The 15,361-nt window shown below is 59.4% G+C and carries 17 protein-coding genes; 13 read left to right on the forward strand and 4 right to left on the reverse strand.

Annotation, left to right across the window (positions count from 1 at the left end):
* Window positions 1–128 precede the first annotated feature (128 nt).
* From V6R85_RS06225 to guaA, 8 genes are all read left to right on the forward strand, one after another.
* Window positions 129–1,406 carry an imelysin family protein gene (locus tag V6R85_RS06225; RefSeq protein WP_060727075.1) on the forward strand — a complete coding sequence of 426 codons (1,278 nt, stop codon included), beginning with the start codon at window positions 129–131 and terminating at the stop codon, window positions 1,404–1,406.
* A 126-nt stretch (window positions 1,407–1,532) separates the two neighbouring features.
* Window positions 1,533–2,987 carry a di-heme oxidoreductase family protein gene (locus V6R85_RS06230; protein WP_236775429.1) on the forward strand — a complete coding sequence of 485 codons (1,455 nt, stop codon included), beginning with the start codon at window positions 1,533–1,535 and terminating at the stop codon, window positions 2,985–2,987.
* Complete coding sequence (locus V6R85_RS06235; protein ID WP_111833760.1) at window positions 2,987–4,108, forward strand: imelysin family protein; 1,122 nt, start codon at window positions 2,987–2,989, stop codon at window positions 4,106–4,108. Before V6R85_RS06230 ends, V6R85_RS06235 begins: the two co-directional genes overlap by 1 nt.
* 4 nt (window positions 4,109–4,112) lie before the next feature.
* Entirely contained in the window at window positions 4,113–5,207 is a 1,095-nt protein-coding gene (locus V6R85_RS06240; protein ID WP_060727077.1) for a DUF1513 domain-containing protein, read from the forward strand.
* Between the two features lie 51 nt (window positions 5,208–5,258).
* Window positions 5,259–5,711, forward strand: a complete 453-nt coding sequence (locus V6R85_RS06245; protein WP_003503873.1) for a TspO/MBR family protein — start codon at window positions 5,259–5,261, stop codon at window positions 5,709–5,711.
* A gap of 79 nt (window positions 5,712–5,790) precedes the next feature.
* Window positions 5,791–6,240: a PaaI family thioesterase gene (locus V6R85_RS06250; RefSeq protein WP_111833761.1), complete on the forward strand. Its 450-nt coding sequence runs from the start codon at window positions 5,791–5,793 to the stop codon at window positions 6,238–6,240.
* Window positions 6,237–6,875: a 5'-methylthioadenosine/S-adenosylhomocysteine nucleosidase gene (locus V6R85_RS06255; RefSeq protein WP_080864327.1), complete on the forward strand. Its 639-nt coding sequence runs from the start codon at window positions 6,237–6,239 to the stop codon at window positions 6,873–6,875. The genes V6R85_RS06250 and V6R85_RS06255 overlap by 4 nt, the downstream gene beginning before the upstream one ends.
* A gap of 83 nt (window positions 6,876–6,958) precedes the next feature.
* Window positions 6,959–8,536, forward strand: a complete 1,578-nt coding sequence (gene guaA, locus V6R85_RS06260) for a glutamine-hydrolyzing GMP synthase (RefSeq protein WP_003503879.1) — start codon at window positions 6,959–6,961, stop codon at window positions 8,534–8,536.
* Between the two features lie 74 nt (window positions 8,537–8,610).
* On the opposite strand, the gene V6R85_RS06265 is transcribed toward guaA, so the two are convergent.
* Window positions 8,611–9,099 carry a hypothetical protein gene (locus V6R85_RS06265; protein WP_111833762.1) on the reverse strand — a complete coding sequence of 163 codons (489 nt, stop codon included), beginning with the start codon at window positions 9,097–9,099 and terminating at the stop codon, window positions 8,611–8,613.
* Between the two features lie 143 nt (window positions 9,100–9,242).
* Window positions 9,243–9,821, reverse strand: a complete 579-nt coding sequence (locus V6R85_RS06270) for a TetR/AcrR family transcriptional regulator (protein ID WP_111791914.1) — start codon at window positions 9,819–9,821, stop codon at window positions 9,243–9,245.
* Window positions 9,822–10,183: 362 nt separating this feature from the next.
* On the opposite strand from V6R85_RS06270, the gene V6R85_RS06275 reads away from it, so the two are divergent.
* Window positions 10,184–10,885 (forward strand): methyltransferase family protein, encoded by a 702-nt coding sequence (locus V6R85_RS06275; protein ID WP_174014687.1) that lies wholly within the window; start codon window positions 10,184–10,186, stop codon window positions 10,883–10,885.
* 91 nt (window positions 10,886–10,976) lie between these two features.
* The gene (locus tag V6R85_RS06280) at window positions 10,977–11,693 is read left to right on the forward strand and encodes a 2'-5' RNA ligase family protein (protein ID WP_099086164.1); all 717 of its coding nucleotides are present in this window, start codon (window positions 10,977–10,979) and stop codon (window positions 11,691–11,693) included.
* Between the two features lie 202 nt (window positions 11,694–11,895).
* Here V6R85_RS06280 and V6R85_RS06285 read toward each other — a convergent pair whose 3' ends face one another.
* Entirely contained in the window at window positions 11,896–12,063 is a 168-nt protein-coding gene (locus V6R85_RS06285; RefSeq protein WP_003503889.1) for a hypothetical protein, read from the reverse strand.
* Window positions 12,064–12,297: 234 nt separating this feature from the next.
* Here V6R85_RS06285 and V6R85_RS06290 point away from each other — a divergent pair, with 234 nt between their 5' ends.
* From V6R85_RS06290 to V6R85_RS06300, 3 genes are all read left to right on the forward strand, one after another.
* Complete coding sequence (locus V6R85_RS06290) at window positions 12,298–12,645, forward strand: ArsC family reductase (protein ID WP_003503890.1); 348 nt, start codon at window positions 12,298–12,300, stop codon at window positions 12,643–12,645.
* 12 nt (window positions 12,646–12,657) lie between these two features.
* The gene (gene ybaK / locus V6R85_RS06295) at window positions 12,658–13,134 is read left to right on the forward strand and encodes a Cys-tRNA(Pro) deacylase (protein ID WP_003503892.1); all 477 of its coding nucleotides are present in this window, start codon (window positions 12,658–12,660) and stop codon (window positions 13,132–13,134) included.
* Between the two features lie 89 nt (window positions 13,135–13,223).
* A complete protein-coding gene (locus V6R85_RS06300) occupies window positions 13,224–14,462 on the forward strand; it encodes an aminopeptidase (protein ID WP_111833763.1) in 1,239 nt (412 codons plus the stop codon).
* 6 nt (window positions 14,463–14,468) lie between these two features.
* Here V6R85_RS06300 and pecM read toward each other — a convergent pair whose 3' ends face one another.
* A complete protein-coding gene (gene pecM, locus V6R85_RS06305) occupies window positions 14,469–15,332 on the reverse strand; it encodes a 4-hydroxybenzaldehyde efflux transporter PecM (RefSeq protein ID WP_111833764.1) in 864 nt (287 codons plus the stop codon).
* Window positions 15,333–15,361: the final 29 nt, after the last annotated feature.

The raw sequence follows: 15,361 nt of genomic DNA on the forward strand, positions 1-15,361 counted from the left end.
TTGAAAAACAGCCCTCGATCTTGTTTCAAAGCATTCTAAACTAGAATGTTTGACACAAGTTTGTGATTGGGTCAGAACTCGCTTGCCGCGGCGCGAAGTCATTTCGCGCCTGCCGAAGGAGAGGGATCATGATCCGCAAAACCATTCTCAGCGCTTCTTTTGCGCTTCTTGCCGCATCTGCGGCTTTTACCGCGCTCCCCGCACAGGCCGCCACTGACGCGGCCGCCGTCGTCAAGCATTATGCTGATGTCGCGCATGCGAAATACGAGGATTCGCTGACCACGGCGAAGGCGCTGGACAAGGCCATCGATGCGCTGATCGCAACGCCGAGCGAAGAAACCCTGAAAGCCGCGCGGGAGGCATGGATCAAGGCCCGTGTTCCCTATCAGCAGTCGGAAGTCTATCGTTTCGGCAACCCGATCGTCGATGATTGGGAAGGCAAGGTGAATGCCTGGCCGCTGGATGAAGGTCTGATCGATTACGTCGACGGTTCCTATGGCACCGAAAGCGACGAGAACGAACTCTACGTTGCCAACATCATCGCCAATCCGAAGATCAAGATCAGCGGTGAAGAGGTCGACGCCTCCAAGATCACCCCCGAGCTGATCGAAAGCCTGCACGAGGCGGGCGACGTCGAAGCCAATGTGACGACCGGTTACCACGCCATCGAGTTCCTGCTCTGGGGTCAGGACCTGAACGGCACCGGACCGGGCGCGGGCAACCGCCCCTATACCGATTATGACAAGGCGAAATGCACGAACGGTAATTGCGACCGCCGGGCCGATTACCTGAAATCCGCCTCGACCCTGCTGATCAAGGATCTTCAGGAGATGGTGGATGCCTGGGCGCCGGAAGGCGAAGCCACGAAGACAGTGGAAGCCGATCCCAAAGCGGGCCTGACCGCCATTCTCACCGGCATGGGCTCACTCTCCTATGGTGAGCTGGCCGGCGAACGCATGAAGCTCGGCCTTTTGCTGCATGATCCGGAAGAGGAGCATGATTGCTTCTCCGACAACACCTATAATTCGCATCTTTACGACGCGATCGGCATCGCGTCGGCCTATACCGGCGACTATACCCGCGTGAACGGGACGAAGATGACGGGCGCCTCGCTGTCTGAACTGGTCGGCGCCAAGGACAAGGCACTGAACGACGAGATGCTGGCGAAGCTGAACAAGACACTCGACGCCATGCACGCGATGGAAAAGCGCGCCCAGACCGTTGAGGCCTATGACCAGATGATCGGCGAAGGCAACAAGGAAGGCAACGCCGTGGTTCAGACGGCCATCGATGGCCTTCTCGACCAGACGAAGACTGTCGAACGCGTCATAGCGGCGCTCGATCTCGGCAAGATCGAGCTTGAAGGCTCCGAGAGCCTCGACAATCCGAACGCCGTCTTCAAATAAGCGGCAAAGCGGGCCGCAGATTGCTGCGGCCCGCTGCTCCCCATCGCCCCTGTTGTCATGCAATTTTTGCTGCCGCTGACCCCTAAGCCGTTCTTCTTAACCGGGGCAGCCTGCCTTGTGGCGTCGATGGCGCTTGCCGAACCGCTGCGTAGCGATCTGACGGAGACAGATCGAGGCCGCGTGCTGGCCGTGACCACCCCAACGACGGATTTTACCAGGCCGGAACCTTTCGAGGCCATGTCCGGCGGAGCAACGACCAGCACCGGCAAACCCGACAGCGGCGCGTTTTCGCATCCTTCCGCCACAATGCCTCTGGCGCGGAAACAGGATTTCAAGCTTGGCAACGCGCTGTTCCAGAAGCTCTGGGTCTCTTCTCCCTCCTCCACACAGGCCTCAGACGGTCTGGGGCCGCTTTTTAATGCCCGTTCCTGCCAGACCTGCCATGTGAAGGACGGCAGGGGTCGACCGCCCCTTGCCGGAGAAGACGCCGTCTCCCTCTTCCTGCGGCTGGCGCGACCGGCCCGCAATGAAGCCGAACGACAGGCCATTGCCAGCCACCAGGTCTTTAATTTTCCCGACGAGACCTATGGCCGGCAGCTTCAGAACCTGGCCATTCCCGGCCTCGCCGCCGAAGGCAAACCGCTCATCACCTATACGGAAAAGCCGGTTCAGCTACCGGGAGGCGAGGTGGTGATGTTGCGCAAGCCCGACTATGCCGTGGCTAATCTGCAATATGGCCCGCTTGGCGCCGACACGACGCTTTCAGCGCGCATTGCCATGCCCACCCTCGGGCTTGGCCTGATCGAGGCCATTGCCGAGGCCGATATTCTGGCCAACGCCGACCCAGACGACAACAATGGCGACGGCATTGCCGGGCGTCCGGCATGGGTCAAGGATCATCGCACTGGCGAGATAAAACTCGGACGGTTTGGCTGGAAAGCGCAGAATGCGAGCGTGCGCGACCAGAGCGCCAGCGCCTTCTCCCATGATATCGGCATTTCCACGCCGGATGCGCCGAACGCCTATGGTGATTGCACTGAAGCCCAGAATGACTGTCTGGCCATGCCGACCGGCGTGCAGCCCAGGCTCGGGCCGGTAGAAACGCCCAACCCGGTTCTCGATCTCGTGACCTTCTACACCGAAAACCTCGCCGTACCGCGCCGCCGCAATGTCGATGATCGGGTGGTTCTGCAGGGGAAGCAGCTTTTCTATGCCTCAGGCTGTACCGCCTGCCATACCCCGAAATTCGTCACCCGACGCGATGCCGCCGACCCCATGCATTCTTTCCAGCTGATCTGGCCCTATTCCGATTTTCTGCTGCATGACATGGGCGAAGAGCTTGCCGACGGCCAGCAGGTGGGTGAAGCAAGCGGGCGGCAGTGGCGTACCCAACCGCTCTGGGGCATCGGCCTGACACAAAAGGTCAATGGCAACGGTTTTTACCTGCACGACGGCCGGGCGCGCAGCCTGTCGGAAGCGATATTGTGGCACGGCGGCGAAGCGCAGAAAGCGCGCGATGCCTTTGCCGCCTTGCAAAAATCCGACCGGCAGGCTTTGCTGGCCTTTCTGGAGTCCCTTTGATGAACAATGCCATGCGAAAAATCTCCGGCCTCTTTTCCGTGCTGCTGCTTCTGGCCAATCAGCCGGCAAAGGCACAGGACGTGGAACTGATGCCGCCACCGCCGCTTGACCCCATGCAGGTGCGGGGTGTCATGGAAAAGGCTGTGAACGGTTTCATCCGTCCCGGCTATGACCACTTCCGGCAATCGGCGGAGACGCTGGAAGGCCGTATGAAAGCGTTTTGCGCCGCTCCGTCCCAAACGACGGAGACGGCAGCGCGGGCGGCTTTTGCCGATACTGTCTCGAGCTGGTCGACCATCGAGATCGTGCGTGTCGGCCCTGTCATCGAGAAGAACCGTTTCGAACGTGTGCTTTATTACCCCGACAAGAAGAGTCTGGGCCTGAAACAGGTGCAGCGTTATCTCGCCGAAAAAGATGAAAGCGTCACCAGTGCCGAAGGCCTGAGCGGCAAGAGCGTTGCGGCGCAGGGGCTCGGCGCTCTCGAATTCGTACTTTACGGAACCGGAGCGGAAGAGCTGCTCGACAGGAAGGGTGATTTCCGCTGCCGTTATGGCGCCGCCATCGCCGGCAATATCGCCAATGTGGCGGCGGAACTTTCCGACAGCTGGAATACGCCTGATGGCGCGCAGAAGAACTGGACTGAGCCCGGTACGGACAACCCCGTCTTTCGTGACGAGCGCGAGGCGCTTGTTGCCCTGCTCGGCATTCTCGTCCACGGCTCCGAGGCTATCCGCGACCAGCGGATCGAAACCTTCTACAAGGGGCCGGACAAGGCAAGATTTCCCCGCACCGCCATTTACTGGCGCTCCGGCCTGACCTGGAAGAGTATTTCAGCCAACATCAAGGCGGTTCAGACCCTGCTGCACACGGCCGATATGGTCGAACTCGTGCCGCCTGACCAACGCTCCATCGTCAACTCCATCGATTTCATCGCCAAATCGATGATCCGCGTTGCCGGAACCATCGATACGGATGTGCAAAAGGCGCTGGATCAGGACGATCAGCGCGCCAAGGTGGATTATCTGCTGCTCAACGGCAAAGACCTGATCTATCGCCTGAACGATCAATATGGCGGCGCGATCGGCCTCAGCTCCGGCTTTTCCTTCGCCGACGGAGACTGAGCCGATGATCTCAGGCAAAAAGCCGATGCTGATGGACCGGCGAAGCTTCATCAAGGCGGCGGGCATTCCCTTCCTCGCCACACTTGCCCCCGGCTCGCTGCATGCGCTGGAACGCGCCGATGCCGTCTTCGCTTCAGCCTTTCGCGCCCGTGACGGCTCCTACGGCATCGCGACCATCAGCGAGCGCGGCGAGATCATCGACCGCGTCGCGCTTCCCGCCCGCGCCCACGGAATGGCGACGAGCCACGCGACCGGCATGACAGTGGCCTTTGCGCGCCGACCCGGCACCTTCTTCATGGCCTTCGACCCCGCGCGGCGTCACGAGCCGATCGTGATGCACACGCCGGAGAACCGCCACTTCTATGGCCACGGGCAATTCTCACCCGATGGCGCAATCCTTTATGCCAGCGAAAACGACTTCGACGGCAATCGTGGCGTCATCGGGCTCTATGACGCCCGCAACGGCTTTGCCCGCATCGGCGAATATGACGCGCATGGCATCGGCACGCATGACATGACAGTGAGCGATGACGGGCGGCTGATGGTGATCGCCAATGGCGGCATCGAGACCCATCCGGATTTCGGCCGAACCAAGCTCAATATCGACAATATGCAGCCCTCTCTTGTGCTTCTCGATACGGCGACCGGCCAGTTGATTCAGAAACACGCAATGCCGGATCGTCTGCGGCAGCTTTCCACCCGCCATGTGGATCTCGGCGATGACGGGCGCATCTGGTTTGCCTGCCAATATGAGGGACCGCGCAACGACCTTCCGCCGCTTGTCGGGCATTTCTCGAAGGGTGAGGATGTGTCCCTCGTGGATTTGCCCCAGGAAACGACGATGCGCCTTGCCAATTACGTCGGGGCCATCGCCGTCAACCGGCGCGATGGGCTGGTGGGCCTGACATCGCCCAACGGCAACGCCGCCGTGACGCTGGATGCAAAAACCGGGCGCGTTTTATCCGAGACGACGGTGCGGGAAGCCGCGGGCGTCGCCCCTGCCGCGAACGGCATTGCTGTTTCTTCCTATGACGGATTTTTCGAGACCGTGCGCAGCGACGTGGCATGGGACCAGCATATCGTGCGTCTCTCCAGCTAAAATACTGAAAAGGCACGGGAACAAAAGCATGGTCGGCGCATTGGATGCGTCATGAAAAACCTTACCGTGTATATTGTTTTCGTAGTTGCAGTTGTTGCCGTTGGAGCGCTGATCGGCGTCAACAATGTGCCGGGCGAATGGTATCAATCGCTGCAGAAACCATTCTTCAATCCACCCAACTGGATTTTCGGGCCGGTCTGGACGGCGCTTTACGTGCTGATCGGCATTGCCGGCGCCCGCACATGGATCAGGAAGCCGATGGGGACGCGTATGCGCCTCTGGTTCACGCAGATGATACTGAATTTCCTGTGGTCGCCGATCTTTTTCGGCATGCAGAGCCCGGCAGGCGCACTCGTCATCATCATCCCCATGCTGATCTGCATCATCGCCTTCATGGCGCTGACCTACCGCCGTGACCGCATATCGATGTGGCTTTTTACGCCCTATGCGCTGTGGGTCGCCTTTGCCACGGTGCTCAACGCAAGCATCAGCATGCTGAACTAATTCGGCTGCAAGCCCTTGCCTTGCCCGCCGCCACGCGCCATGTCAGTCTGCGACAGGGCAGAAGGCAGGCAGGTAAGCCATGGAGATCACGGATCCCGGCGATTTTCGTCAGCGGATAGAAAGCAGCTTTGCGCGCCAGGGCGTGGTGCAGGCGATCGACGCCGAGATCACCCGTATCGAACACCGGCTGGTGGAAATCGAACTGCCTTTTCATGAAAAGCTGACGCAGCAGCACGGCATATTACATGCGGGCGTCATCGCCGCCGGTCTGGATACGGCCTGTACCTATGCGGCCTATACGATCATCGAGCCTGACGCCTCGCTGCTGACCATCGAGTTCAAGGTCAACCTCATGTCGCCCGGACGCGGCGAACGGTTCCTGTTTCGTGGCGAAATCATCAAGCCCGGAAACAACCTGATCGTCGCCGATGGCCGCGCTTATGCGCTTTCGGACGGGCCGGCAAAGCTGATCGCCTCCATGACCGGCACCATGATGGTGGTAAAGGGTCGCGAGGATATTACCGGATGAACTACCGGCTTTTGCATGTTGCGGATAAATCCGTCCTCTTCGTCATGGCGGCTTCCGCCGAATACGGCCCCCATCTACAGGCCCGCATTGCGCCGCTGATGACCGGCGTCGGCCCGGTCGAGGCTGCGATTTCGGTAACGGCCGTTCTTGCCGGTCTCGATGCGGCAGACCATTTGCCCGACCTCGTCGTTTCTCTCGGCTCTGCCGGTTCACGCACTCTGGACCAAACGGGCGTCTATCAGGCGATTTCGGTTTCGTATCGCGATATGGACGCCTCCGCCTTCGGTTTCGAAAAGGGTCGCACGCCCTTTCTTGACCTGCCGGCCGATGTGCCATTGCCTTTCCTCATACCCGGCATTGCCGAGGCACGTCTTTCCACCGGCGCCAACGTGGTTTCCGGTGCGGCCTATGGGGCGATCAACGCCGACATGGTGGAAATGGAAACCTACGCCGTGCTCCGTGCCTGCCAGCGCTTCGGCGTACCGCTCGCCGGTCTGCGTGGTATTTCCGATGGCAAGGCGGATGTGAACCATGTGGATGACTGGACGGAATATCTACACATCATCGACGAAAAGCTGGCGGAGGCCGTCGACGGGCTTTGCCGCGCCATTGAAGACGGTACGATCGCCCTTTGAAACCTTGCGATTTTCGCAAATTTCCGCTGTTTGACACCCGCTTCCGGGTTGCCTAAAGCTGCCATTTTCTTTAAAGGCTCGCCATGACCCAGATAGCCCATCCCGACAGCATTCTCATCATCGATTTCGGCAGCCAGGTGACGCAGCTGATTGCGCGCCGCATCCGCGAAGCCGGGGTCTATTGCGAAATCCATCCGTTTCAGAATGCCGCAGAGGCGTTTGAGAAGCTTCAGCCCAAGGGCGTGATCTTCTCCGGCGGCCCCGCATCCGTGACGGCGGAAGGAAGCCCGCGCGCGCCGCAGGCGGTGTTTGACAGCAAGGTTCCGATCCTCGGCATCTGCTACGGCCAGCAGACGCTCTGCACGCAGCTCGGCGGCGTTGTCGAGGGCGGCCATGCGGCGGAATTCGGCCGGGCCGATATCGACATCAAGAAGGCAAGCCCACTTTTTGAAGGCTTCTGGGAACAGGGCAAGAGCTATCCCGTCTGGATGAGCCATGGCGACCGTGTAACGAAGCTGCCGGAAGGTTTCGAGGTCATCGCGACCTCCGAGAACGCGCCTTTCGCCATCGCCGCGGACGAGACCCGTCACTACTACTCCACCATGTTCCACCCGGAAGTGGTGCATACCCCTGACGGCGGCAAGCTGCTCTCCAACTTCGTGCACAAGATCGTCGGGCTTAAATCCGACTGGACGATGGCGGCTTATCGCGCCGAGATGATCCGCAAGATCCGCGAGCAGGTCGGCACCGGTCGCGTGCTCTGCGCACTCTCTGGCGGCGTCGATTCCTCGGTTGCGGCTATCCTCATCCATGAGGCGATCGGCGACCAGCTCACCTGCGTTTACGTCGACCATGGCCTGATGCGGCTTGGTGAAAGCGAGCAGGTGGTCGGCATGTTCCGCGACCATTACAATATTCCGCTTGTTCATGTTGACGCCGCCGATCTGTTCCTCGGCGAACTCTCGGGCGTTTCCGATCCGGAAGCGAAGCGCAAGACCATCGGCCGCCTGTTTATCGAAGTCTTCGAGGCCGAAGCGGCCAAGATCGCCGCCGACGGCAAGGGTGCTCCGAATTTCCTCGCACAGGGCACGCTTTACCCTGACGTCATCGAGAGCGTCTCCTTTTCCGGCGGCCCCTCTGTCACCATCAAGAGCCACCACAATGTCGGCGGCCTTCCCGAGCGCATGAACATGCAGCTCGTGGAGCCGCTGCGTGAACTTTTCAAGGACGAAGTACGTGCGCTTGGCCGTGAACTCGGCCTGCCGGACAGCTTCATCGGCCGCCACCCCTTCCCAGGTCCTGGTCTGGCGATCCGTTGCCCCGGCGCGATTACCCGCGAGAAGCTCGATATTCTGCGTAAGGCCGATGCGATCTATCTCGATGAAATCCGCAAGGCTGGTCTTTACGACACCATCTGGCAGGCTTTTGCCGTGCTGCTGCCGGTGCAGACCGTCGGCGTCATGGGCGATTACCGCACCTATGACTTCGTCTGCGCGCTGCGCGCCGTGACCTCGGTAGACGGCATGACGGCGGATTTCTATCCCTACGACATGAATTTCCTCGGCCGCGCGGCAACCCGCATCATCAACGAAGTGCGGGGCATCAATCGCGTTGTCTATGACGTGACGAGCAAACCGCCCGGCACGATCGAGTGGGAATAGGACTATAATCGACACAGTGGCGTTGCTACCGCAACGCCGCCATGTCGAAGGCAGTTTAAACGATGACGCCGCGACTAGTTCGCGGCGTTTCTGTTTTGTCGTGTGAGATAGATCATCTGGGCGGCCAGGCCGACCACGAGGATCGCCAGCAACCCTGCCTGAACACCGAGAGGCAGCGGTGATTTCAGGTCCGTAACCAGAGGGTGACCGTCCGGAACACGACGCAGGATTTCGCTGGCCGTCGGGACCATCAAAAGAAACGCAGTGATGCTGAGACAGATGGTTTCAATATATCTGGCCAGGCGCGTTGAACCAAGAACGCGTTCGATGCCGTAACCTGCAAGCAGGAAAAAGATGGTCAGGACGCCAACGCCATAGCTGATCGGCTGATGCGCGACGAGGAAGACCGTCGCAGCTCCAATCAGCATGGAAACAAGATAGAGGGTGCCCGGCGCTGATCGCGGAACGATTCGACCGTAGCGGGCAAACATGTAAATGGCGGCGGGAATGGCCGGCAGGCTTCCAAGTGTATGGATCCAGCCAAGCGGAGAAATTCCGAACATGAGAGATTGCCTTTCTTGTCCAAAAGGACGGGGTGGTCCAGGAAGCAGACTGTCATCGACAAATCTGCCAGCTTAATGCTGTCTGTTGTTTCGGTGGCGTGCCGCCCGGGCCACGCCTTCACGTTCCCCGCGAGGCTCCGATTTTAAGCGGTCATGCGCTCAAGCAGGGGGCGGGTTATTGCACCAAAAGTCGTCGCATCACCGTGAGCACGGGCGGAAAGCATCGCGCCGTGCACGGTGGCCATGAAGATTTCAGCATTGGCTCTGGCAGTTCCGCTCAGCGCGATGCGCCCTTGGGCAACGCCGCGTTCCAGAACTGTGGTGAGCCAGTCCGAGAGACTTCGAAAATGCGCGCGCACTTCAAGAGCGACTGCTTCAGGCAGAACCGGAATTTCACTGGCGAGCAAAGCGCAGACGCAGAAGGGATGAGTGGCCTCGGCGATACAGCCCTCCCAATAGCCGATATAGGCGCGAAGCTGTTCGAGCGGGTCGGAAACGTTTCGTTCCAGTTCGGCGATCCCGGCTTCCGCCTCCTGCCTGTATTGCGCAACCAGTTTTTGGACCAGATCGGTCTTGCTGGGAAAATGGTGGTGAATGCTCGCATTGCGAATACCGACCACAGCGGAAATATCGGCATAGCTGAAACTGTTGTAGCCGCCCTTTATGATCAGGGAGCGTGCGCAACGAAGAATTTCATCCGCTTTGGTTTGTGGATTTTTCATAGTAATTACCTACCAACTAGTAGGTAGAATGTCAACCCGAAGCCGTTTGCCTTATGGCTGCTGACGGAATCCCGCCGGAAACCAGATGTGCGCGGGGCCGATATTACTGGACGTACCGACTGCCGAAAGCGACTAAAAGATGAACCACCAAACAGTGATCGCCCATTCCGGTCCGCAAGCAGCTGTCGCGCGGTCGGCTAGACCCGAGACCGCTTATGCGTTTGACTTTCTGCGCTTTTTTGCCAGTATTCGACCGTCTTTCGCAGAGTACCGCCGGCCCCACACCGCTTTAAGGCGTGTAATCAGTCCACCAGGACAGGCTGCCGTTCGTCCTATCGAGGACAATAGAAGGAAGCCCATCGATGACATCCGATGCCGATCCGAAGCCTATGTCACGCGCCGCCGCGATCCTGTACGCCATCAGTTTGCCGCTGGGCCTGATGGCCTTGGTTTTTCTGCCTGCGGGCAGGATCAACTGGTGCCCGGGCTGGATTTTCGTCGTGGTCGTCGTCGTTTCTTTTGGCCTTTCCGCGCTGGTATTGGCGCGTGTGAACCCGGTCATTTTCCGCGCGCGCAGCCGGTTCCAGCCGGGCACCAAGAAATGGGACCTGATTCTGGTCTCCGTGATCCTTTTGGCTTTTTTTGCTGAAATCCCGGTTGCGGCATTCGATGCCGGCCGGATGGAGTGGTCTGCCGTGCCGTTGTGGGTCGTGCTGCTCGGCTACATCCTGCTTGTCGGCGGTATTGCGGTTACGGCCTGGGCCCAGGCCGTCAATCCGTTCTTCGAGCCCGGGGTCCGCATCCAAAGCGAGCGCGGGCAGCGGGTGGTCACGTCGGGCCCATACCGTATCGTGCGCCACCCCGGTTACACGGCCGCAATCGGCATGTTCACTGGCATACCGCTCGCATTGAGTTCCTGGATAGCCCTGCTCCCCGCGGCTTTGGCCATCGTGCTGCTAATCATCCGTACCGGCTTGGAAGACCGCCTGCTGCAGGCCGAATTGCCCGGTTATTCTGAATATGCCCGTCAAAGGCGCTATCGGCTGTTTCCCGGTATCTGGTAAACGTCACAAAGCTTTTGTTCTCTTTTTGTTCTTTCAATTTTAACCGGTGATGGTAATATCGCGGCCCTGGCAAAGGCCATGGAGCATCGTCATGAGTTTCGAGTTGGCAGAGGAAGGAAGCTCAAAGCAGCTTTGCTTCGAAGGGTGGGAGTCGGAGAAAATACGGCGTTTCAATCCGCGATTAAGCAGCAAGCTCCTGATCATGGTGAAACCGCCGGCAGCCTTGGCGGAACGAATTTTTGCCGATGCGTCGTGCCATGCTGCGGGGCGGACGAAGCGTGAGGCCTATCCGCCGGAGCTTCTGCATATAACCCTGCTCTGTGTCGGATGTTTTGAGACCGTGCCTCACGGGCTGGTACATCGGCTGAAGGCGACGCTCGGGGAAATCAAGGCGCGGCCCGTTCCGATCACATTCTATGGATCGTCGCTCTTCGGCAATCGCAACAGTCTGGTGCTACGCAGTGGCAGCGAGATGCAGGAGCTTAAGGCTCTGGCGAAGATGGTGCAGCGCTCCCTTAGGCGAGCAAACCTGCCCTATGTCGCCGCATCGTCTTTTACACCGCATCTCACCATGATCTACGGCTGCGGGAAAATCGAGCTGATGCAGGTTGAGACACCCTATAGCTGGCTGGCGGGGAACTTCGAACTTGTGTTCAGTCACAATGGCGAAACGCGGCATGAATTGCTCGAGCGCTTCGCACTTTCGCCGAAAGCAGACCGTTATGAGCGGCCTGAAAGCCAGTTACATTTGCCGGGGAAAGTGATCGGACCTTCGAAACGGCCGATGCAAAGGGTGGCGATGCGGTAAGATGCACCCGAAGTGGCATAGCACTTCCCACGCCGATAGTCGTTTCCGCATCCGCTGTTGAAAGCTATACGGAACCTTGTTTTGCGAAGCCGGGGCGCTTTTCGCGCCATCCGCGTATCCACCGCGCCCGTCGAAAACCGATCCGGTTGTCGATCCTGAGCGCAAGCGAGGCGGTATCGCCTCGCAACGGATAATGGCCAGCTTAGAGCTGTACCTTGTCGAAAGCCTTACCGTCGATACCGAGAGCTTCGAGATCGGCACGGGCGGGCTTGCGATGTGCGCGAACAGCGGCCGAAACCGAGAGCGCTGCACCGAGAACGGCGAAAGTTTCACCGAAGAAGTTACGCGATGTCTTTGCAACCTGACGCATTTTTCTCTCCATCTTTGATGCCCAGATAATGGGCATTTCGGCCCCGTTCTACAACTCATGATGTAGCAGGGAAGCCATGCAGCTTTGCTCGCGCTCGTTCGGATATCAGCCATTGCGATTTTGCATGACTTAGCATCAAGACGGGGCAAATGCGCAGGGGCAATTCAGCGGGCGGGTTGAATAAGGCGGATATTTTGTTATGCCGGAGAGCTTGAAGACAAAGAGGCTGGCAGCATGACGATCACCATTTACGGCATCAAGAACTGCGACACGATGAAGAAGGCCAGAAGCTGGCTGGAGACCCATGGCGTCGACTATTCTTTCCATGACTACAAGGCGTCGGGCATCGACCGCGCCCATCTGGAAACATGGTGCGATGCCGCGGGCTGGGAAACGGTTCTCAACCGCGCCGGTACGACCTTCAAAAAACTCGACGACGGCCAGAAGACCGATCTGAACCGTGAGAAGGCTATCGCGCTGATGCTGGAGCAGCCCTCCATGATCAAGCGTCCGGTGCTGGAGGCGAAGGGCAAGATAACTGTCGGTTTCAAGCCTGAAACCTACCAGACCCTTTTTGCGTGACTGCAACCTGTCATGTCCAAAACAACACGCGCCACCCAGATGCTGACCAAGGCAGGCGTTGCCTTCACCACTGTCACCTATGATTACGATCCGAATGCAGACCGCATCGGTCTGCAGGCGGCCGAGGCGATCGGTGAGCCACCGCATCTGGTGCTGAAAACGCTGATGGCGGAACTGGATGGCAAGCCGGTCTGCGTCGTCGTCCCTTCGGATCGTGAGGTCAGCATGAAAAAGCTGGCCGCCGCCTTCGGAGGTAAATCCGCCAGCATGATGAAGCCTGCCGATGCGGAGCGCGCCACCGGTTACCATGTCGGCGGCATCAGCCCTTTCGGGCAGAAAAAACAGGTGCCGACGGCCATCGAGGCCGGGGCGATGACGCATGATTATGTCTACATGAATGGCGGGCAGCGTGGCTTGCAAGTGAGGCTTTCGCCCCGCGATGCCCAAATGGCGCTGGAGGCCATTGCCGCACCGCTGGTCGCCGATTGAAGCGCCGGAGGGCATGCCTGAAAGCATTTGGCTTTCGGGAGGAATGGGCTATGGTCGGCGCCTCCGATTGAAATAGACGAAGGCAGATCATGACAGTTTCTCCCATCGATCCCGTCAAACTCGAAAAACTGGCCGAAGTCGCCATCAAGGTCGGCCTGCAATTGCAGAAGGACCAGGATCTGGTGATTACAGCGCCGCTGGCAGCCCTGCCGCTGGTGCGATTTTTGACCAAACACGCCTATCTGGCGGATGGCGGACTGGTCACCACCTTTTATTCCGATGAAGAAACCACGCTTGCGCGCTATCGCCATGCCAGTGACACCAATTTCGACCGGGCTTCCGGCTGGCTTTATGAGGGCATGGCAAAGGCTTATGCCAATGGCGCAGCGCGGCTGGCGATTGCCGGCGACAACCCCATGCTGCTGGCCGAACAGGACCCGGCCAAGGTTGCCCGCGCCAACAAGGCCAACTCCACGGCATACAAGCCGGCGCTGGAGAAGATTTCCAATTTCGACATCAACTGGAACATCATCTCCTATCCCAACCCGTCTTGGGCAAAGCAGGTCTTTCCTGATGTGACGGAAGACGAAGCGGTCCGCAGGCTTGCCGACGCCATCTTCGCCGCCTCGCGGGTGGATCTGGCCGATCCGGTCGCGGCGTGGGCGCAGCATAATGCCAATCTCGCCAAGCGCTCGGCATGGCTGAACGGCGAACGTTTCGCTTCGCTGCATTTCACCGGCCCCGGCACGGATGTGAAGATAGGCCTCGCGGACGGCCACGAATGGCATGGCGGCGCCTCCACCGCCAAGAATGGTGTGGCCTGCAACCCGAATATCCCGACTGAAGAAGTATTCACCACACCACATGCGCTGCGCGTGGATGGTTACGTCTCCAGCACCAAGCCGCTCTCGCATCAGGGAACGCTGATCGACGATATCCAGGTGAAGTTCGAGGCGGGCCGTATCGTCGAAGCCAAGGCTTCCAAGGGCGAAGCTGTATTGAACAAGGTGCTCGACACCGATGAGGGCGCGCGGCGTCTGGGCGAAGTGGCGCTGGTGCCGCATTCCTCACCGATTTCGGCAAGCGGCATCCTGTTCTACAACACGCTGTTCGATGAAAATGCCTCGTGCCACATCGCGCTCGGCCAGTGCTATTCAAAATGCTTCCTTGACGGCGCCTCGCTGTCGCAGGAGCAGATCACGGCGCAGGGCGGCAATTCCAGCCTGATCCACATCGACTGGATGATCGGCTCCGACAAGGTGGACATTGATGGCGTGAAGCCGGATGGCTCCACGGTTCCGGTGATGCGCAAGGGCGAATGGGCCTGACGGGACCTATCTCGGCAACTGACTGCGCTGACTGAGCCAGATGCTGAAAAGCACCGCGACGAAACCTGCGATCTGTGCTGGCGTGAGGCTTTGGCCAAGCGCCAGCCAGCCGAGCAGGGTTGCAACGACCGGGCTTAGAAAACCGAGCGATGCGGCGGCGGAAGGTTCGATACGGGTCAGCCCGCGGAACCACAGAAAATAGGTCAAGGCGGCGCCGATAATACCCAGATAGGTCATGCCGAGAATATTGGCCGCTGTCGGTGTCGGCAGGGCCGGTTCCAGGAAATAGGCGACCGGCAGCAGCAGGATACCCCCGGCCGTCAGTTGCCAGGCGGTAAATGTGAGGTTCGACACCGGTGGCCGCCATTTGCGGGTCAGCACCGTTCCGAAAGCCATGGATACGGCACCGGCAAGACCTGCTGCCACCCCGATACCATCCAGCGCAGCACCCGGCGCCAGAACCAGAAGAGCGACACCGACAATACCCAGAAAACCGGCCGCGATGGCCAGCGGCCGAAGGGGTGCTGCGAGAAACAGCCGGGAGAGGCCAATCACGATCAGGGGCTGGACTGCGCCCACCGTTGCCGCCACGCCGCCCGGCAGCCGATAGGCTGAAACAAAAAGCATCGCCCAGAAGAACGAGAAATTCAGCGCCCCGAGAATGAAGCTGCGCGCCCACCAGATGCCCTGTGGCAGCTTTCTCACGAAAAGCAGCAGGAGCAGGCCGGCCGGCAATGCGCGCAGCATGGCGACATGCAGGGGATATCCCTGCGGTAAAAATTCCGTCGTGACGAAATAGGTGGTTCCCCAGATGGCCGGGGCAAGGGCGGTCACCAGCACATCGGCGGCATAGGTCGTATTTTTCTTCATTTCAAGAATCTCTATATCAAGATAAGTGC

The sequence above is a fragment of the Agrobacterium sp. CCNWLW32 genome (assembly GCF_037083425.1).
In the GTDB taxonomy this organism is placed as follows: domain Bacteria; phylum Pseudomonadota; class Alphaproteobacteria; order Rhizobiales; family Rhizobiaceae; genus Agrobacterium; species Agrobacterium radiobacter.